At 69.0% G+C, this 18,008-nt stretch carries 23 protein-coding genes, 1 tRNA gene and 1 riboswitch; of the genes, 12 read left to right on the forward strand and 12 right to left on the reverse strand.

The window, feature by feature from the left end; genetic code table 11:
* Positions 1–4: 4 nt before the first annotated feature.
* Positions 5–1,420: an alpha,alpha-trehalose-phosphate synthase (UDP-forming) gene (locus VV02_RS07390; RefSeq protein WP_052590783.1), complete on the reverse strand. Its 1,416-nt coding sequence runs from the start codon at positions 1,418–1,420 to the stop codon at positions 5–7.
* Between the two features lie 144 nt (positions 1,421–1,564).
* Here VV02_RS07390 and VV02_RS07395 point away from each other — a divergent pair, with 144 nt between their 5' ends.
* From VV02_RS07395 to VV02_RS07425, 7 genes are all read left to right on the forward strand, one after another.
* Positions 1,565–1,999, forward strand: a complete 435-nt coding sequence (locus VV02_RS07395; protein WP_052590784.1) for a CBS domain-containing protein — start codon at positions 1,565–1,567, stop codon at positions 1,997–1,999.
* 63 nt (positions 2,000–2,062) lie between these two features.
* On the forward strand, positions 2,063–4,048 hold the full coding sequence (locus VV02_RS07400) for a serine/threonine-protein kinase (RefSeq protein WP_052590785.1): 1,986 nt from the start codon (positions 2,063–2,065) through the stop codon (positions 4,046–4,048).
* 8 nt (positions 4,049–4,056) lie between these two features.
* Positions 4,057–5,598, forward strand: a complete 1,542-nt coding sequence (locus VV02_RS07405; protein WP_052590786.1) for a threonine/serine exporter family protein — start codon at positions 4,057–4,059, stop codon at positions 5,596–5,598.
* Between the two features lie 204 nt (positions 5,599–5,802).
* A riboswitch (cyclic di-AMP (ydaO/yuaA leader) is annotated at positions 5,803–5,956 on the forward strand.
* Between the two features lie 5 nt (positions 5,957–5,961).
* Positions 5,962–6,681 carry a transglycosylase family protein gene (locus tag VV02_RS07410; protein WP_052590787.1) on the forward strand — a complete coding sequence of 240 codons (720 nt, stop codon included), beginning with the start codon at positions 5,962–5,964 and terminating at the stop codon, positions 6,679–6,681.
* A gap of 129 nt (positions 6,682–6,810) precedes the next feature.
* Positions 6,811–7,455, forward strand: coding sequence for a prepilin peptidase (locus VV02_RS07415; RefSeq protein WP_052590788.1), 645 nt, complete (start codon positions 6,811–6,813; stop codon positions 7,453–7,455).
* A 146-nt stretch (positions 7,456–7,601) separates the two neighbouring features.
* Positions 7,602–7,677, forward strand: a tRNA-Thr gene (locus VV02_RS07420).
* A gap of 170 nt (positions 7,678–7,847) precedes the next feature.
* Complete coding sequence (locus VV02_RS07425; RefSeq protein ID WP_052590789.1) at positions 7,848–8,465, forward strand: hypothetical protein; 618 nt, start codon at positions 7,848–7,850, stop codon at positions 8,463–8,465.
* Here the strand turns inward: VV02_RS07425 and VV02_RS07430 are convergent.
* A complete protein-coding gene (locus tag VV02_RS07430; RefSeq protein WP_052590790.1) occupies positions 8,462–8,728 on the reverse strand; it encodes a hypothetical protein in 267 nt (88 codons plus the stop codon). The two genes, VV02_RS07425 and VV02_RS07430, sit on opposite strands and share 4 nt — an antisense overlap.
* Positions 8,729–8,867: 139 nt before the next feature.
* Here VV02_RS07430 and VV02_RS07435 point away from each other — a divergent pair, with 139 nt between their 5' ends.
* The 5 genes from VV02_RS07435 to VV02_RS07450 all read left to right on the forward strand — a co-directional run bounded on the left by VV02_RS07435 (position 8,868) and on the right by VV02_RS07450 (position 10,812).
* Positions 8,868–9,641, forward strand: a complete 774-nt coding sequence (locus VV02_RS07435; RefSeq protein WP_052590791.1) for a hypothetical protein — start codon at positions 8,868–8,870, stop codon at positions 9,639–9,641.
* A gap of 83 nt (positions 9,642–9,724) precedes the next feature.
* The gene (locus VV02_RS07440) at positions 9,725–9,925 is read left to right on the forward strand and encodes a hypothetical protein (protein WP_052590792.1); all 201 of its coding nucleotides are present in this window, start codon (positions 9,725–9,727) and stop codon (positions 9,923–9,925) included.
* Positions 9,922–10,044 carry a hypothetical protein gene (locus tag VV02_RS27290; protein ID WP_281177288.1) on the forward strand — a complete coding sequence of 41 codons (123 nt, stop codon included), beginning with the start codon at positions 9,922–9,924 and terminating at the stop codon, positions 10,042–10,044. The genes VV02_RS07440 and VV02_RS27290 overlap by 4 nt, the downstream gene beginning before the upstream one ends.
* Positions 10,045–10,156: 112 nt before the next feature.
* A complete protein-coding gene (locus tag VV02_RS07445; RefSeq protein ID WP_052590793.1) occupies positions 10,157–10,372 on the forward strand; it encodes a type II toxin-antitoxin system HicA family toxin in 216 nt (71 codons plus the stop codon).
* Positions 10,369–10,812 (forward strand): hypothetical protein, encoded by a 444-nt coding sequence (locus tag VV02_RS07450; RefSeq protein WP_052590794.1) that lies wholly within the window; start codon positions 10,369–10,371, stop codon positions 10,810–10,812. The genes VV02_RS07445 and VV02_RS07450 overlap by 4 nt, the downstream gene beginning before the upstream one ends.
* 165 nt (positions 10,813–10,977) lie before the next feature.
* Here VV02_RS07450 and VV02_RS07455 read toward each other — a convergent pair whose 3' ends face one another.
* From VV02_RS07455 to VV02_RS07500, 10 genes are all read right to left on the reverse strand, one after another.
* A complete protein-coding gene (locus VV02_RS07455; protein ID WP_052590795.1) occupies positions 10,978–11,355 on the reverse strand; it encodes a hypothetical protein in 378 nt (125 codons plus the stop codon).
* 31 nt (positions 11,356–11,386) lie between these two features.
* The gene (locus tag VV02_RS07460) at positions 11,387–11,563 is read right to left on the reverse strand and encodes a hypothetical protein (RefSeq protein WP_157063312.1); all 177 of its coding nucleotides are present in this window, start codon (positions 11,561–11,563) and stop codon (positions 11,387–11,389) included.
* Positions 11,560–12,312, reverse strand: a complete 753-nt coding sequence (locus tag VV02_RS07465) for a hypothetical protein (protein WP_052590797.1) — start codon at positions 12,310–12,312, stop codon at positions 11,560–11,562. The genes VV02_RS07460 and VV02_RS07465 overlap by 4 nt, the downstream gene beginning before the upstream one ends.
* 9 nt (positions 12,313–12,321) lie before the next feature.
* Positions 12,322–13,458: a hypothetical protein gene (locus VV02_RS07470; protein ID WP_052590798.1), complete on the reverse strand. Its 1,137-nt coding sequence runs from the start codon at positions 13,456–13,458 to the stop codon at positions 12,322–12,324.
* 11 nt (positions 13,459–13,469) lie between these two features.
* Positions 13,470–14,612, reverse strand: a complete 1,143-nt coding sequence (locus VV02_RS07475; protein ID WP_052590799.1) for a hypothetical protein — start codon at positions 14,610–14,612, stop codon at positions 13,470–13,472.
* Complete coding sequence (locus VV02_RS07480; protein ID WP_052590800.1) at positions 14,612–15,682, reverse strand: hypothetical protein; 1,071 nt, start codon at positions 15,680–15,682, stop codon at positions 14,612–14,614. Before VV02_RS07480 ends, VV02_RS07475 begins: the two co-directional genes overlap by 1 nt.
* Before the next feature lies 1 nt (position 15,683).
* Entirely contained in the window at positions 15,684–15,875 is a 192-nt protein-coding gene (locus VV02_RS07485; RefSeq protein ID WP_052590801.1) for a hypothetical protein, read from the reverse strand.
* A gap of 14 nt (positions 15,876–15,889) precedes the next feature.
* Positions 15,890–16,588: a peptidoglycan-binding domain-containing protein gene (locus VV02_RS07490; protein ID WP_052590802.1), complete on the reverse strand. Its 699-nt coding sequence runs from the start codon at positions 16,586–16,588 to the stop codon at positions 15,890–15,892.
* Positions 16,585–17,502, reverse strand: coding sequence for a hypothetical protein (locus VV02_RS07495; protein WP_052590803.1), 918 nt, complete (start codon positions 17,500–17,502; stop codon positions 16,585–16,587). The genes VV02_RS07490 and VV02_RS07495 overlap by 4 nt, the downstream gene beginning before the upstream one ends.
* 62 nt (positions 17,503–17,564) lie before the next feature.
* A complete protein-coding gene (locus tag VV02_RS07500; protein ID WP_052590804.1) occupies positions 17,565–18,005 on the reverse strand; it encodes a hypothetical protein in 441 nt (146 codons plus the stop codon).
* Between the last annotated feature and the right edge of the window lie 3 nt (positions 18,006–18,008).

Below are 18,008 nucleotides of genomic sequence, written 5' to 3' on the forward strand. Positions count from 1 at the left end.
GGGGTCAGGCGGGCGGTTTGTCGGGTGCGTACTTCAGAGCATCGAGGTAGTTGCTGGCCCAGCGCTGGACATCGTTGCGAGCCACCTGCCGGCGCAAGGCACGCATCCGCTTGGTCCGCTCGGCCTCCGGCGCGTCGATGGCGGCGAGGATCGTGTGCTTGAGCGCCTCGATGTCGTGCGGGTTGCAGCGGAACGCCTGCTTCAGCTCGTTGGCGGCACCGGTGAACTCGCTCAGCACCAGCGCGCCGGGCCCGTCGTGGCAGGTGACGTACTCCTTGGCGACGAGGTTCATGCCGTCGCGCAGGGGAGTCACGAGCATGACGTCGGCGACGCAGTAGAGCGCGGCCATCTCCTCGCGCGGGAAGGACCGGTGCATGTAGGTGACGGCCGTCGACCCGATGGGGGAGTGCGCGCCGTTGATGTTGCCGACCGTGCGCTCGACCTGGTGGCGCAGCTCGCGGTAGGCGGCAACCCGCTCGCGACTCGGCGACGCAACCTGCACCAGCATCGTGTCGGCCGGGTCGAGTCGTCCGTCGGTGAGCAGCTCACCGAACGCCTTCATCCGGTGCCGGATGCCCTTGGTGTAGTCGAGCCGGTCGACGCCGAGCAGGATCGTCTTGGGGTTGCCGAGCTGCTCGCGGATCTCGGCCGCCCGAGCCTGGACCCCGTCCGTCTGGGCGAGCTCGGACAGCCCCGCTGCGTCGATCGAGATGGGCACGCCCGCGGCCCGGACACGCCGGTCGGTGTCGGGTACGTCGACCACATCGCCCTTGGTCTTGGCGCCCAGCAGCCGCCGGCAGGCGCGCAGGAAGTTCTCAGCGTCCGCGGGCCGCTGGAAGCCCAGGAAGTCCGCGCCCAGCAGCCCCTTGAGGATCGTGTGGCGCATCGGCAGCTGAGCGAACAGCTCGACGGGCGGGAACGGGATGTGGTTGAACCAGCCGATCCGCACATCGGGCCGCAGCACGCGCAGCATCCGCGGCACGAGCTGCAGCTGGTAGTCGTGGATCCACACCGTTGCCCCCGGCGCGGCCACCTCGGCGCACTTCTGCGCGAAGCGTCGATTGACCTTCTCGTACGCCGCCGCCCACCGCCTCCTGAACGTCGCCGGCACGATCACGTCGTGGTAGATCGGCCACAGGCTGTCGTTGCTGTGGCCCTCGTAGTAGGACGCGACTTCCTGGGCGGTCAGCTCGATCGGCACCAGCAGCAGGTCGTTCTCCAGGAACGGCTCGGGCGCCTCGTCGGCCTGGCCGGACCAGCCCACCCAGGCCGCCTCGCGACCCCGCATGACCGACTCCATCGCGGTCACCAGACCACCCGGGCTGCGCTGCCACTCGACCTCGCCGTCATCGGTGACCACACGGTCCACCGGGAGCCGATTGGCCGCGATCACGAAGTCGTACGTTCGCCGAGCAGTCACTACATCAACCCCTGGGTTCTTTTGTGACAGAGCCTAGTCCGGCCGAGCGGCTCACCCGTTGGGGTCTCCGTCGACTGCCCTCGACGTCTCAATCCACTGCCCTCGACCCGTGACTCGGCGTGGCGCCGGGCGTTACATTCAGACATGCGCATCAGTGATGTCATTCGCCTCAAGGGCCAGTCCGTCGTCACGATCCGCAGTGACGCGACCATCCGGGACCTCGTCTCGCTGCTCGCCGAACACGGCATCGGAGCGGTCGTCGTCTCGGACGACCCGGACGCCGGAGCCATCGCCGGGATCGTCAGCGAGCGCGACGTCGTACGCCGCCTCGAGGGTGCCGGGGACGGGTTCTTCGCCACTCCGGTCGGCGAGATCATGACCTCGGACGTGCACACGTGTGAGCCCGGTGACGACATCGAGAACGTCGCTCGCGAGGTCACCGCCCGCCGGATCCGACACGTCCCGGTGCTCGTGGACGGCAAGCTCGCCGGCATCGTCAGCATCGGCGACATCGTCAAGCACCGCATCGACGAGCTGCAGACGGAGCGCGACCAGCTGACGACGTACATCCAGGGGTAGTTCAGGGCCGACCCGGAGGCGGATTGAGCGGACGTTCAGGCTCGACGGCATACCGTTGGGGTCATGACGGCTGATGCTCGCCCGGGGGGAGACCGGGAAACGGCTGCGCACCGACTGCCCAAGGGTGGCCTGTTCCGCGGCCACCGTGCGCCTGAACTCGACGACGACCCGACCACTGAGCTGCCACCTGCCTACGAGCAGCTGGGCCCGTACCGCCTGGTCGCCAAGCTCGGTGAGGGTGGCATGGGTGTCGTCCACAAGGGACTGGACGAGCGCGGCGACGAGGTCGCCATCAAGGTGCTCAGGGCCCACATCGCGCACGACGCGGACGCCCGTGACCGCCTGCGCCGTGAGGTGAGCACGCTGTCGAGGGTTCGGCACGACTCGGTCGCACCGGTGCTGGACGCCGACGTCGACGGTGACCGGCCCTACCTCGTCACCCGCTACATCCCTGGGCCGCCGCTCGATGAGGTCGTCGAGGAGCACGGTCCGCTCGGGCCGCAGCAGCTCGTTGTCCTCGGTCGCGGCCTGGCGGCTGCCCTGCGCGAGATCCACGCGGTCGGTGTCGTGCACCGTGACGTGAAGCCGGGCAACGTGCTCATGGTGGGCGACGATCCAGTGCTGATCGACTTCGGCATCGCGCACGTCGCCGACGACGTACGCCTCACGATGACCGGTCTGGTCATGGGTACGCCCGGCTATCTGTCTCCCGAGGTCGTCGAGGGCGCTGAGGTCACCGAGTCGACCGACTGGTGGGGCTGGGCAGCGACGCTGGCCTTCGCTGCATCCGGGCAGGCGCCGTTCGGGCGCGGCCCGATGCCGGTCGTGCTCGACCGCGTGACGCGCGGCCAGCCGGACCTCTCGGGTGTCGACGAGCGGTTGCGTCCGCTGCTGGAGAGCGCCCTGTCGCCGGTCCCCGAGCACCGCCCGTCGGCCGAGCTGGTGCTCGCTCAGATGCAGGAGTACGCCGCTGGTGGCCACACCACCGGCATCCCGTTGATGAGCCGCCCGCCGGTCGTCGACAAGCCCACGACAGAGCGCATCGAGCAGGCTGCCCCGCCCGCGCAGTCCGTCCCGCCCGCGCCGGTGGGTCGCCCGGTCACGGAGCCGATCGCGACCGCACCGGCTCGCGGGGCGGCGTCGAGCACCCAGCACACCCCGGTCGTACCCGCGACGCAGGTCAACCCGGTTCGCCCGCTCGACCCGACCGGTCTGCTGCCGAAGCCGGCCGTCGCTCCGAACCCTGGACAGCGTCCGCCAGGCCCGCAGCCGATGGGCGGTCAGCCCGCGCCGTACTCCGTGTCGCAGCCGCCGCTGGGGACGTCGCCGTACGCCGACCCGGCCGGCACGCAGGCCGCGCGCTGGCGGGGCGGTCCTGGCCCTGGACCGGCGCCCGCAAGTCGGTGGTCGCCGCCTCAGGCCGATGGCCGCATCGGGAAGCCCGCGCGCAGCTGGACGCTCATGGCGCTCCTCGCGGCAGCGGTCGGCATCAGTGCTGTCTGGCCCGTCCTTGGCCTCACGCTGATCGTGCTGTGGAGCGTGGGCGCTCGACTGCTGGACCGCTCGATGACCGCGATGGTGATGCGGCGGTTCGAGGGTGGACGCCGCAAGACCGACGGCGTGATGGCTGTCGTCTCGTCCCCGTGGCACGCGATCCGGGCGGCGCTTGCGACCCTGTTCGCCCTGCTCGTACCCGTCTTCGTCGGCGGATGTGCAGCCGTCACCACGGCGCTCGTGCTGGCGATGCAGGGCAACGACGACCCGCGGCTCGACCGCTCCTTCCCGATAGCCATTGGCGCGCTGCTGGCGTGCTGGGTGCTGTGGTGGGGTCCGGGCGGCACGTCTATGCGGCGTGGCTCACGCAGCATCGTGCGTGGTGCCCTGCCCAGTGACCCGCTCACCAAGATCGTGGTCGGGCTCCTGGCCGCGATCGCGGTGCTGTGCTTCATGGTGGCGGCCGGCAAGGGCGGCGAGATCAGCTGGTGGCCGCTGAGCGGTGGACCGAGCTGGTCCCTCAACGACTGGCTGCCGGACCTCCCCGAGGTCTAGGCATAGGCATGACGGACGACGACCGCTCGGTGGAGCCTGCGACGCCGGCGGGAGGGGGAGTCGGTCGAAAGGGCGCAGCCAACGACCGCGCCAGGCAGCAGCTGCGGCGGTCGCGCGCTCGCTTCATGAAGGGTGAGGCGGTCACCGAGCCGCTGCCGATCGCGGACGCGCTGCGCCTGACGCCCTACCGCGACCCCCGCATGGCTGTCGCTCCGGAGGCCGAGGCGGAGGTTCGCAAGAGACTCGACCTGGCCGTACGCGTGGGCGAGCTGCTCCTGCGCTGTGGAGCTGGCACTCGTGACGTCGAGTCGAGCGTGGTCGCGGTTGCTGCCGCTGCCGGGCTGCGCCGACTCGAGGTCGACATCACCAACCAGTCGTTGCTCGTGCAGTGCCCGAGTCCGACCGGTACGCCGGTCACGATGCTGCGGGTCGTACGTTCCTCGACGCGCGACTTCGCTCGCCTCGCGGCAGTGCACCAGCTGGTGGACCGGCTCGTCAGCAGCCCGTTCGAGGTCGATCAGGCTGCCGAGGAGCTCAAGGGGATCCAGCGCGCTCGACGGCTCTACCCGCGCTGGCTGGTGACGCTCGGCTACGGCGGTCTGGCCGGTGCCGTCGCGGCCCTGCTCGGCGGTGGCGTGACGGCCATCGTCGTCAGCGTCCTGTCGTCGGTGCTGATCGATCGGCTGGGACGAGTGCTGGCGCGGCGCGGCCTGCCGGCGTTCTACGTCGCGGCAGCGGGAGGCGCGATCTCCACAGTGCTCGCGTGGGCGGCGTACAGCCTGACGGAGTGGGCCACGTGGATTCCTATGGAGCGCGAGGACTTCGCGTACGCCGTCGCGGCCGGGATCGTCGTCATGCTGCCCGGGCGTGCGCTCGCGTCGGCGGTGGAGGACGCGATCACGGGCTACCCGGTGACGGGGGCCGGACGGATGCTCACCGTGCTGCTCACCGCGGCCGGCATCATCGTCGGCGTTGCGGCCGGACTGCAGCTGACCCTGCGCCTCGACGACGCGCTCGACCTGCAGCTCACCGCGCCCGGCTACCTCCAGATCAACAGCTCCACCCCGGCGCTCTGGCTGCCCATGGTCTGCGGCGCGGTCGGAGCGCTGTCCGCGGCGATCACCATGCGTTCGCGACCACGCATGCTGCTCCCGACCGCGCTGCTCGGGCTGGCTGGCCTCGGGGTGTCCGGCGCGCTCACCCGCTACGTCGACGTCGGCGGGACGACGGCCATCGCGGTGGCCGCGATCGTGGTCGGCGTGGTCGGCCGGCTGCTCGCGCTGAGGCTCGGTGCCCCGGCACTCGTGCTCGTCGTGCCCGCCGTCTCCCCGATGCTGCCGGGCCTCCGGATCTTCCGCGGGATGTACGAAGCCATCGCCGGCAGTGCGCTCGGCGCGCAGTCCGTGGTGCCGCCCTCGGCGGGCGTGACGTCCCTGGTCGGCGCGGCTGCAACGGCCCTGGCCATCAGCACAGGAGTCGTACTGGGCGACGTGCTGTCAGCCCCCTTGGATAGGCCAATCGTGAGGCGCCGCAGGGCTCGTCGCCGGTGAACGAGCGCTCTTATACCGCATGAACCAGTGTTATGACCGACTTTGACGGAGAACTGGCGGGCGGCGCGAGTCTTTCGTAACGTTTGCTCGGCGCAGGTCGATGTTCTGGCCAGTGCCCGCCTTCCAGAGGCATGTTCGATGACAACTGCAGAGCAGTCCCTATGCGTGCGCCCGAACGCCGAACCTCGTCACTTTCTGGCGCAATTCCTCGGACCGTCCGAGGCGCATGACGAGGGTGGGGGAACCACTTTCGACGCACCAGCTCCACGCGTCTTGGGGTGAAGTCGGCACGACGCCGGCCGGGCACCTGACAGCCCGAACCCGACAGCTCACCTCACAGGCGTTCGTCAGGAAGGATGCAACGTGCGCTATACCCCCAAGCACGGCGCCGAGACGCAGTCTCAGAGCCAGACTGGTCGTCGCCTCGTCGGCGTCGTCGTCGCCTCTGCAGCTGCTGCCGGAGCCGGCATGGCCACCGCTGGTGAGGCCAAGGCCTACACCCCCAGCAACGTCTGGGACCGCGTCGCCTCGTGCGAGTCCGGTGGCAACTGGTCGATCAGCACCGGCAACGGCTACTACGGCGGCCTGCAGTTCTCCTCCAGCACCTGGCGTGCATACGGCGGCGCCAAGTACGCCTCCACCGCCAACCGCGCCTCCCGTGAGCAGCAGATCCTGATCGCCCAGAACGTCCTGCGCTCGCAGGGTCCCGGCGCCTGGCCGGTCTGCTCCAAGCGTGGCGGTCTCACCCGCGCCAACGGCCTCGCGGTCCGCGTGGGCGGTGGCGGCTCCACCCAGCCCCCCTCGCGCAGCGACAACCGCAAGCTCTCCGTCGACGGCGCGTTCGGGCCGGCCACCACCCGAGCCCTGCAGAAGTGGGTCGGCGCGACGCAGGACGGCTCCTTCGGCCCGCAGACCAAGCGCGCTCTGCAGCGCAAGGTCGGCACCACCGCTGATGGCGACATCGGCCCCAAGACCATCGCGGCCCTCCAGCGCAAGATCAGCACCACGCGTGACGGTGCTTCCGGCCTGAACTCGCGCACCACCGCGGCGCTGCAGCGTTACCTCAACGCCTACGTTCTCTGATCTCGCGAGGTCGCAGCAGCAACTGATTTCGGCAGCAGGTCCGGGTGTCACGACACCCGGACCTGCTGTCGTTTCCGCTTGTCCACAGGGCCTTCACCGTCGGCGGGTGGATCCGGGCAAGATGTCCGGGTGCCTGCCACCGTGTGGATCCTCGTTGCCGTGGTCGGTGGTGCCCTCGTCGGCCGTACGACGTCCGCCTGGCTCGCGCGCGGCTCGTGGCGGCTGACATCTGAGTCGGCTTCAGCGCCAACCACATTCGGCTGGGTCGTGCCGGCTGTGGCAGCCCTGTGGGGTGTGCTCGCGTGGCGGCTCAGCGAGCTCGACCACGGAGGGGCGTGGCCGGCGTACGCCGCCCTGTCTGTGCTCGGTGTCGCGCTCGCGGCGATCGACCAGCAGGTGCACCGGCTGCCGGATCTGCTGACGCTGGGCGGGCTGGTCGCGGTTGGTCTGCTCCTGGTGCTGGCCTCGGTGGTCGAGTCGGACTGGCACGCGTACTCCAACGGGTTGTGGTCTGCCGGGCTGGCGTTCGTGGCGTTTGCCGTGCTGGTGATCGGCGGGCTCGGGCTCGGCGACCTGAAGCTCGCGGTGCTGCTGGGCCTGGCTCTCGGGTGGCTCGGGCTGTCGGTGGCGCTCGTGGGGCTGGCCGGCGGTTTCGTGCTCGGCGGGTTGTGGGCGGTGGTCCTGGTCGCGCGAGGTGCGTCGCGGAGCACGCGGTTCGCGTTCGGGCCGTGGATGCTGCTCGGCGCGCTGGTCGCCATCCTGACCGTGTCGTAGCGCGGACACCCGCGCTGCTCTCGCACGGACGCGCTGCTACAACAGTGCGCCAATGCCAGAGCTGCGCGGGTGCCAGGTCATTTCGGGCGGAGCCGCTCGTGCGGGTAGCATCGACGCGGCTGCCGCGCCCTCGAGTGCGGCTGCTCGCCGGTGTAGCTCAGTTGGTAGAGCGCTTCACTTGTAATGAAGATGTCGCAGGTTCGACTCCTGTCACCGGCTCCAGTGTTTACGCGGATATCTGAGGTTCGCGGGGCACGGCAACGCACATCCGTTAGCCATCCGGATAGCCATCTTGACCAGGCCCCCAGGATCGGAAAGATCCCTGCCGGACCCCGACTCCCAGACGTACAGTCCTGAGCAGGGGGAACTTCTAGGGGAGAAGGACAGGGGCTATGGGCATGCAAGGTCACGCGACCAGACCAGAGGACAACGAGGACGACGAGAGCCAGGTGGCGCCACCACCGGTCAAGGTGAGAGTGCGGCCGAGCAGGACCGTCATCATCGTCATCGCAGCAGCCGCGCTCGCGCTGGTGCTCGCAGGGTGCGGTTCATCAGGCTCGCCATCGAAGCCGGCGCAGGAGTCGCAGCCGACCCCTGCGTCTGCGGCTCCTGCCGCCTCAGACCCCGCGCCGGTCGCGGAGGTCGAGAGCGAGGGGTTGCCGGAAGCGGCCAACCCCGTCGACATCGCCAAGAAGATCCCGATGTGCGAGCTGGCCCCGGGAGCCCAGGTGGGAGTCGCGATGGGTGAGGCGCAAGCGGTGCAGTGCACGATCAAGGGCAACGATGCCGACCCGTCGTCCTCGTATCCGGGGTCAGAGGCGTCGGTGTGGGTCTACACGTACGCGCGCCCGACGACGGCAGCGGACTCGAAGGAAGGCATCAGCGACTACGGCTCGATCATCCTCGGGCCGAAGTTCGTCATCGACGTCGGGATTGGCTCGGCGGACGCGGGCAAGTACGACGTGACCGTGGAGCAGATCGCCAAGGCTGTCGGGGGTGCGGTCACCTAGTTCGTCTCGGGCGGCCGGTCCTGGGGTCGCTCGATGTCGCGCACGTGCAGCCAGGCGCCGGCGTACCCGGCTTCGTCCCAGTAGCGGAACAGGACGCTCTGGCCGTGCGTCTTGTCGATCTGGCCCTCGACCATCATCTCGCCGTGCTTGGCGAAGACGATGCGTGCTCGGCACCGGGTGTCGCCGTGGGTGACGGGGATGCTCGAGTAGGACGGGTGCTCTGGCTGGTGCATGTTGGTCACGCGGTCGAACGGGTAGGCCATGGGACCCATCGTCTACCGGAGGTCGGACAGCGGGCCTACGATGAACGGAAAGCCATCCGCGTTGAGGTGAGGCCGCCATGGTCGATGAACTCGCAGGGAAGACCGTAGGCCGCAGCTGATCCGCGATGCCGAGCGGGCCGTGCGCGTGCTCGACGGGCGTGAGCGTCGGACGGCGGCGGCCGTGCTGTCGGAGACCTACGCACTGTGCGAGCAGGCGTTGGCGTGGCTGGCTGAGCCGTCGCTGGTGTGGCTCGTCGCGGACCGGTGTATGCAGGCCGCGCAACAGGCTGATGACCCGTTGGTCATCGCGGGCGCGGCGTGGGTCGTGGGGAACGTGCGACGCAACGCGCAGGAGGACGAGGCGGTCGAGCTGGCCGACGACGCCGCGACGATGCTGCGGCCGTTCCTGGCAGACGGCGCCGACGAGATGCGCGCGATGTACGGCGCGTTGCGGATCCACGGCGCGATCAGTGCGGCACGTGCTGGCCGCGAGGGTGACGCGTGGCGACTGATGGACGAGGGCGTCGATGTGGCGCGCGCGCTGCCTGAGGGTTACACCAACGCGTGGACGGTCTTCGGTGTGCCGAACGCGGACATCACCGCGGTGAGCGTCTCGGCCGACCTGCTGCACGGGCGCAAGGCGTTGGAGGACGCACGCCGCGTCAACCCTGACGCGATGCCGTCGGTCGACCGGCGTGCGCGTCTGTGGCTGGAGATGGCGCGGTCGTACTGGCAGGCACGCGACTCGGCTGGCGCGCTCGGCGCGCTGCAGCGCGCGACGTCGGTAAGCGAGGAGTCGATGCGCTCCCACCCTCTGGCGCGCAGCCTCGCCGGCGAGCTGGTCACCGAGGGCGGCCCGCTGGTGGGCAGTGACTCGCGTGCGCTCGCGACGCGTCTCGGCCTGACCGTCTGACCGAGGGGTCCCAAACTGGGACCCCTGAGGTAGTGGCCCAGTGGTGACCCCCTGGGCTCGTCGCGCGCTCATACGTTCGATGCATGACGACGCCACAGCGACGTGTGCAGGTCTGGTTCGGGTCCCATCTGATGTACGGCTACCGCGCTGAGCAGTCGGTCGCGGAACGGTACGCCGCCGAGATGGGTCGCCTCTGGCCGGGCTTGCGCGTCACGGTCGATGGCGTTGTCGCCGATGGTCTGCGCCCTCTCCCGTGCGAGCGTCTGTGGACTCTCGCGCCGTGACGGACTACGGCATCGGATCGGGCGGCCTGGACGATCTCGAGGACTTGTCGGCGCACTGGCTCGGTGCTCCCGATGACCCGTCCGACGAGGACGAGGTCGAGGCGCGGGAGCCCGTCTAGAACGGCGCGGCCGGCGTGCGTGGAATCCCCCGATAGCGCGCGTCGGTCGCGTCTTCCACATTTGTCTAGGGCACACTTGACTTGATAGTCAAGTGTGCCCTAGACTATTCTCATGACGCAGCGACGGGCACTCATCAAGCAGATCAGCAAGGCAGCGCGAGCCGCTGACCTGACCTGGGAGGTCGAGCGCGAAGGCGGTAACCACACGGTCTACAGCCTCGACGGCGTGAGGATCCCGATCCCGCGCCACACCGAGATCGGTGAGGGACTGACCGCTGCGATCCGCAAGCAGGCGGCCGAGAAGTTGGGAGAGGGATGGTGGCGATGAGCACCTACACGGCAACCGCCGAGCGCGACGGCCGGTTCTGGCTGATCCGCGTCGAGGACGTCGGAGTCACGCAGGCGCGTCACCTGCGCGAGGCCGACGCCATGGCGCGCGACCTGGTCGCGGTCACCCTCGACTTCGACCCGGAGGACGTAACTGTCGACATGACGATCGTTCTGCCGACGGAGGTTCAGAAGGACATCGACGAAGCGGCCAGGCTGCGAGTCGAGTCGGAGCGTGCAAACCACGACGCGGCGGACCGTGCGCGCAGCGCCGCACGACGGCTGTCCGCGATGGACATGCCGATCCGCGATGTGGGGGCCGCGCTCGGGGTGTCACATCAGCGGGCGCAGCAGCTGGTCTCGGCAGACAAGGCGGCGGCTCGGAAGACTGTCGCGCGGAAGACGGCAGTCTCTCGTCCGCAGCGCGGCGAGAAGGTCTGACCCCTCCGGACAGACGAAAGCGCCCCACCTCCGAAGAGGTGGGGCGCGTCGGCGGGCCTACAGATCCCGAGCAGTTAGTAGCGCGTCACCAGGCAGGCGGTCACTGTCCGCTCCCTGGTGCTACGACTTCCGATCCCGTAGCGGAGTCAACGCGACCATCGTACGTCAGGGCACCGACAGTGGGTCGCCGATGACGGTCCGCCACGGCCCGAGGATCAGGTCTCGTGACTCGGCGTCAGCGCTGGACCGCAGTGCGGCGATGACGAACCGGGTGTTGTCCTGCACTCGACGCAGGCCGCCCACCAGCTCGGGAGCGTCGTAAGGCCGTTCGCGGCGGGGCTCGTTGTCGAAGGCGTCCCAGTGCTCACGCCAGGATCCGTCGTCGACGGTGTCGGCGGCCATGACCGTGGCGTACGCCGTCTCCCACACTGCGGGGTTCTCGTTGTACGCCGCGTCGTACGCGTCGTTGAGTGCCTGCTGCTCGCCGTCCGTGATGTTCGAAGCACGGTCGAGTACGGCGATGATCTGCTCGGAGGTGGTCACGGCGTCTCCTGTCTCAGGTGGTCAGCGTAGGTCACGGGACGGTCACTCTCGCGAGCTCACGCGACATGTGCAGGCCGACGGCGGACACCAGGAAGCACGCCGCGATGAGCAGCGCGCCGGCACGCGGGTGGCACAGGCCGTACTCGAAGCCGTCCCAGAACGTCTTGTCTGCGGCGCGACCGATCGCGCGCACGTCGGCGGAGGTCACGCGATCACCTCGAGCGTCGTCGGCACCCACGACGTGCCGTTGTAGACCTCGCGGGTCGTTGGGTCCCAGGTGCTGCCATTGAAGACGGAGCGCTCGATGTCGGGGTCCGGCACGGCGGTCGGGAAGGTGAGCGCGACGGTGCCGTGCGTCCAGTACGTAGTGGCCGACAGGGTCGCCGTGGTCGAGTAGCTGCCGGCATCTTCGACGAGCGCGCTACTGACCGAGACGAGATAGTTGAACGCGCCGCCCGCGGTGGACGCATCGGAGTTGATGATGCTCACGAAGTCGGCGACATCGGAGACGTCATCCGCCCACGCCGTGACCGCGCCCGGCACGCCAGCCTGGTAGCCGGCGAACAGGATGGACAGGACGCGGATGTTGCCGGCGTCCACGTCGATCTCTGGGCCGACTGCAGTTGTGCCGGGTGAGCCAGACGCTGTCGTCTCGGGTGTGCCGAACGTGGCCACGCCGACGAACTCGACCGCAGCCCATGCGACACGGACGGGAGAGGACCACCCGAACGTGAACGTTGTACCCGTCACGGCCGTCGCCTTGTACACGAAGTTGCCTGAGAAGCTGGCTACCGACGTGAACCCGGATGGGACGGTCGTCGGCTCGGCGTCACCCGCGAACATGACGATGGCCGTGTTGCCCGAGACCACCGACGAGGGGAATGTGGCGTCCGCCGTGGTGATGCCCGACGAGTCAGAGTCGCCCTTGGTGGACTGCCGTATGGCTGCTGCGGGCATGTCCCCTCCTCAGTAGTTCGACAGCAGGACGGAGTGGTCGGTCATCGTGTTGTTGATCCATGTCGAGTCGGGGTCTTGTTCGGGGAAGTCGACGTAGGGGCCGTAGTAGCCGCAGTTGCTGTGACTCCCGACGCCGTCCTTCTCCCACACGTTGTTGGTGACGTCGATGTCGATCGTCTGGCCGGAGTACGCCTTGCCGGGGGTGTCGCCGAAGTAGGCGCAGAACGCCATCGAGAACACGCCCTCAGGTGTGGCGTAGGTGTTGGCGACGAAGAAGTTGCCGTCAATCTTGTTGTGCTGCACCGCTGCGAAGTCGGGGTAGCCGGTCAAGGCCGCTGAGCACCCACCGTCGGGTGCGACGAAAGGCGCGTCACACGCGATTCGGTTGTGCGTGATGGTGCTGTACGCGCCGACGCGGATGCCGCTCTCGTGGAAGCTGCCGGACGGGTCGGTGAACTGGCCGTGGACCCATGAGTCCTCGACGGTGCACTGCCATGCGCAGTCGATCGAGCGGTTGCCTCCGGTGACCTCGACACGGGTCGCCGTGAACGGGCCGTGTCCGATGCCGGTCCCGGACGTGTTGCCGACGTTGACCGTGCTGTCGGTGATGGTGAACGACGCGTCCGGGAAGTCCTCGGCGTAGTTGGCGATCTGGCCGTTGACGACGCTGTTCTTGATGATGACGTTGGACGCCTCGATGTCCAGGTCGCCCGTCACGGTCTTGCCGTCGATCACGGTCCCGTTGACCGTGATTGTGTTCGGGCCGGTGTACGCCGTGAGCAAGGTTCCAGCAGGGACACCAGTGTTCGACGCGTCCGGCCACTCGTCAGGCGCGGGCGTAGTCGTCGGCGACGATGTCGGGCTCGCCGTCACCGTGTGCGTGACGGTCTGCGTGACGGTCGATGTCCCGCCGGCCGTGCCGGGGATCGTGCAGACGACCGAGATGCGGGTGCCCTGCTCGACCTGGTACGCCTTCGGCGACGCCGTGCAGTTCGCGGTCCCGTTCGAGGTGACGGCCGATGCGACGGTGCCGCCTGCGAGCAGGAGCAGGCCGGCCGTGGCGATCCCGATGGCGGTCTTGGCCCGCTTCGACCTCTTCTTGGTCGGCATCAGTCCCGGGATGGGGGTGTCGTCTTGGAGGGTCATGGCGCCCCGTTTCATGATGTGTGGTCCCAGAGGTCGCCAGACAGCGCCCCCGATGGTGCGGTGGAGCCGCCGACCCACTGCACGGTGATGTCCGTGCGCGAGGTGGGGCGTGATGGCCAGGCCGAGCCGGTCCAATGGACGGCGAGCGTTGACGTAGCGGGCAGGTCCGCGATTGTCGGCGTGTAGTTGCCGGCCTTGGCGGTGGTGCTCGTCGTGCCGACGATGGGCGCGAACGTCGTTGGCTTGCCTGTGATGTCAGCCCAAGCGCTCGATCCGCCACCGGTGCCCGCGCCAATGGCGGTGCGTGCGGCGGCCGCGTCCGTGGCCTTCATGAGCGCGCGGCCTACGGTGGTCGAGTCGGTCAGGTCGCCGACCTCGAGGTCGACGTCGCCCTGCTTGCCCGCGACCGACAGGACGCTGCCGCTGCCCGCGACGATGCCCTCCACCGTCGCGACGAGACCCGACACCTGGGACACGGCCACAGTGAGCGGGTCGGCGCCGGCCGCGGCGTGTGAGCTCGCGTGCGCGGCAGGAGTGAACGTCGCGGGCTTTCCCGTGACCTGCGCCCAGCTCGGCTGGTAGTCCCCGGCCTTAGCCGTGCTGGAAGTGAGGCCGATCGTGGGCGGGAACGTCGATGGCTTCCCACTGATCTCCGACCAGATGGTCGACCCACCACCACCGCCACCGCCGGGCAGCACCTTCACTCCGGCGGCGTTCAGCACGTCGCCGTCGGCGTCGAGCTCGGCGATACCGCCAGGCTCGCCCTTGAGCAGGACGGGCGCCGGAGGCGGGAGGGTCTGCGGGAGCACGACCTCCCGGAGATTGACGCTGCCACCGAGCGGGGTGTCGATGACGTACGTCTCCGTAGCGACCGAGCCGACGAAGACCACCTTCACCGTGATCTGCCAGCCGAGCGGGGAGTTGTCCGGGTCGTCGTTCGCAGGTAGGGCCAGGTCCAACGACGGGTCGCCCGCGGTGACGTTCAACGTGCCCGTCGCGAACTGCCCGGCAGGGACGATCACGTCATCGATGGCGTTCGTGATGCGCACCGGGACGGTCACGTAGTACGTGCCCGCGAGCAGATCTCCGCTCTGAGATCGCCACGTGCCGTGCGCCTGGCACGTGCCCCAGGATGGTGCCCCAGTCGGCGCCATCAGCTGCGCTCCACTACGTCGCCCATCAGCGCGCCGGAGGGGTTGGCGGAGCCGATCGGCCCGTACCAGGTGACCTGTACGTCGGTGCGTGATGTCGGTCGCGCCGGCCATGCGGACCCGCTGTAGGTGGCGTACATGACCGAGCCGGCCGGGATGTCCGCGGCCGTCGGGGTCCAGCTGCCGACCTTGGCCGTGCCGACCGTCGTACCGATCGTGAGGTTCGACAGCCCGGCGCCGATCGCCGTGCGGGCGGCAGCGGCGTCGGTGGCCATCATGACGGCCTTGCCGACCGTGGTTGCGTCGGCGATGTCCGCGGTGGCGTGGACGTGCGACGTGGCCGCCTTGCCCGCGAGGCCGGCCGTCAGGTCCGCGGACGTGGCGTACGACCCGGCGACCTGGGCACCGACGTCGGCGTAACCCAGGACGACGGTGCCGGTGTGACCGTTGACGGAGTCAACGGCTCCCGTAGTGCCGACACCGAGCACAGTCCGAGCCGCGGCAGCGTCAGCCGCGGTGAGGACGCCCTTGCCGACCGTCGACGCGTTGCTGATGTCGTTGGCGACCAGCGTGACCGCGCCCGTCTTGCCCGCGACCGAGGTGACGTCGCCACCGCCACCGCCACCGACGCCCGACATGTACAGCGCATAGAGCTGGCTGTACTGGGTGGGCGTCAGATCGGGACCGATCGGCGGCGCGGCAACGGACAGGTCGAGCGGGGTGTCGTCGTCGTACTGCGCGAGGACGTCGATGTCGTGCGACCCGATCGTCGGCCCGCCACCCGCAACGGCGTACGTCACCGAGTACTGGCCGGTGATGAGCCAGATCCCCGTGGCGTTCTGCGAGTCCACAAGCACACCAGACGAGTTCGTCTGGGCGCCGATCGTCGGCCGCAGAATCGTCACGGGCGTGCTGCCGGCGATACGCGAGACGGAGTTCTTCGGCACGAACGTCAGCCCGACGAGCGGGACCGCAGCGTCCGGGAGCCTGCCCGCGTCGGCGCTGTCCGGGTCGGCGGCCAGGACGGTGAAGACGACCTTCCCGTACGCCAGTCCCGAGGGGAGGTCGGCCATGTCAGAGCTCCTGGTCGCTCGCAGGCACGTTCAGCGCCGCGAGGATGTTCACGACGGCGACCTCGCCAGACCAGAGCGCGACCTCGAGCTCGCCGATGTATCCCTTGGCGTTGAGGTACGCGACGACCGGGGCGCCGACCGCGGTGGCGACGTACGCGACCTTGCGGACCTTGGGGGAGAGGTTGAGAGTCATGATGAATTCCCTTCTCAGAGAGCGCGGTTGAGCATGAGGTAGATCTGCACGGCGGTGTTTCCCTGGTTTGTCCCGCCGGGTCGCGGGGAGACCTTGGTGCCGACTCGCTTGGCGAGGGCCGCCGCAGTGGCGGGACCGAATGCGCCGTCTTGCTTTGCGCCGCATCGGGACTGGATCCAGCGGACGGTGGCGGCGTCGCCGTTGCCGGTGATGGGTAGGCCCGCGACCTTCTGGACCTTGCGCCAGGTGTTGGCGCCCCAATTCCCATCAATGGCAATGGGATTGCCGGTCGCGGCGAAGTTCGGCGAGCCGATGTGCGTGGACTGGCTGTGCAGCGAGGCGGAGTCGCCGAATCGCTCGTCGCCGCCGCAGTCGAGGTGCGCGTGCGTGCCGCCCTCGAACCGTGACGCGATGCCCCAGTACGCCGAGTGGTGGAAGAGCTCGCTCAGGAAGAACGCCCGCTCGCGGCTCGTCGGGGTGACATTCAGGTCGGCAGCCGAGCCGTACTTGCGGCCGGCGTACTTGAACGCCCGCAGCGGCGAGTGCCACGTGAAGGCTCTGGTGAAGTGGCCCGAGAAGTCGATCGGGTCGTAGTAGCCGTCCTCGTAGACGACCGAGGACAGGCCGCGCTTCTTGGCGAGCGGTAGGAACACGTCGCGGATGAAGCAGTGCAGGACGACCTGGTGCGTACGGCGGGTGAATCGCAGGCTCATCGCGTGAACGCCCCGTTCTTGTTCAGCAGGTAGTCCTCGCAGGCGGCACGGGTCGCGGTGTCCCAGGCCCCGGATGCCTTGAGCGAGTAGCCGATCGAGTCGTCGGACAGGTACGCCTGGACGGCTGCGACGAGGGAGGACGGGTTGGACACGACGCCGTCGTCGGTGGTGCCCATCCGCTGCTGCCAGGGCGTGACGGTGTCGACCTTCAGCACGCCGACCGTGGGGAACGTGGTCTGGCCGAGGACGTACCGAAGGCGGGCGTGAGCCGCCCACGACATCTCGAGCGTCTGCGTGGCCGGCTTCGGCTGCATCAGCTGCAGGACGCGTGTCATGTTCAGCGCGCCGGGGTCGCCGTGGAAGTTGGGGTCAGGCGCGTGCTGGTGGCCGAGCCATCCGGCGTACGACTTGAACGCCGCCAGTGACAGGCGGATCCCGTTGTCGACGCCGGCGGACGCCGGGTATGCCTTCCACTTCACCGAGGACGTCGCGGGGATGCCGCACGCCTTGCCGATGATCGCGAGCGACTCGGCCAGATATTTCAGGCCAGCCTCGCCAAGGTCTGGCAGGTAGTACGCCATGTGCCCGCGCTTGGTGGCGGTCGCCTTGTCGCAGTAGCCGACGATCTCGACCTGAACTGCGGCGCACGCGATCGCGACAGACCCTCGTAGCGCACGAGATCCGACATTGGCCGGGACGTGCTGCCGACGCGCCATGCGGTACGGGTCGATGGTGAAGTTCGGGTTCGTCGCTCCACCCTCGTAGCCGGGCAGGTTCGGAGACTCCGTGGAGTGCGCGAGCCCGCAAGGGGTCGCATCCATCGCGGCCGGCTGGCCTCCGCTCAGCGCGGGGTAGAAGGCGAGGGACCCGTACGGGTGCGCGTCTCGGGAGAACTCGGGTAGCCAGGTGGGCATGGCAGGCTCCTTGGGCATGGGAAAGCCCCCGTCGAATGACGAGGGCTGTAAGGGGTGTTCGGTCAGTGGCCGGCGTCCCACTGGGTTTGCTCGGCGAGCTCGAGGACCCAGTCCGGGGTGTCCGGCGGCGGAGGGTTCGCACCCTCCTGAAGCCAGCGGTAGATCGCGCGTGCCCAGGTCTCCATGTGCGTGATCCGCGAGACGAGGACCTCGCGGTCCTGCTTCCAGGCGTGGCGCTCGGCGGAGTGACGCTGCTCCAGGGCCTCGACGCGCTCCTCCAGGCCCTTGATGGTCTTGCCCTGGGCGGTGATCGTTTCGCCTTGGCCGTTGATGGTCAGACCGGCCTTGTCGCTGATCTCTTGCCAGACCTTGTCCGCCTGGGCCTTGGTCAGGGTGGTCACGGCCGCGTCCTGGCGGTGCTTGAAGATGTAGCCGATGAGCGTTGCGAGTGTCGGCGTTCCCACGAGGACCACGAGAACCTTGACGACATCGTCGACGTTCACGGC

The organism is Luteipulveratus mongoliensis (genome assembly GCF_001190945.1).
Lineage (GTDB): Bacteria > Actinomycetota > Actinomycetes > Actinomycetales > Dermatophilaceae > Luteipulveratus > Luteipulveratus mongoliensis.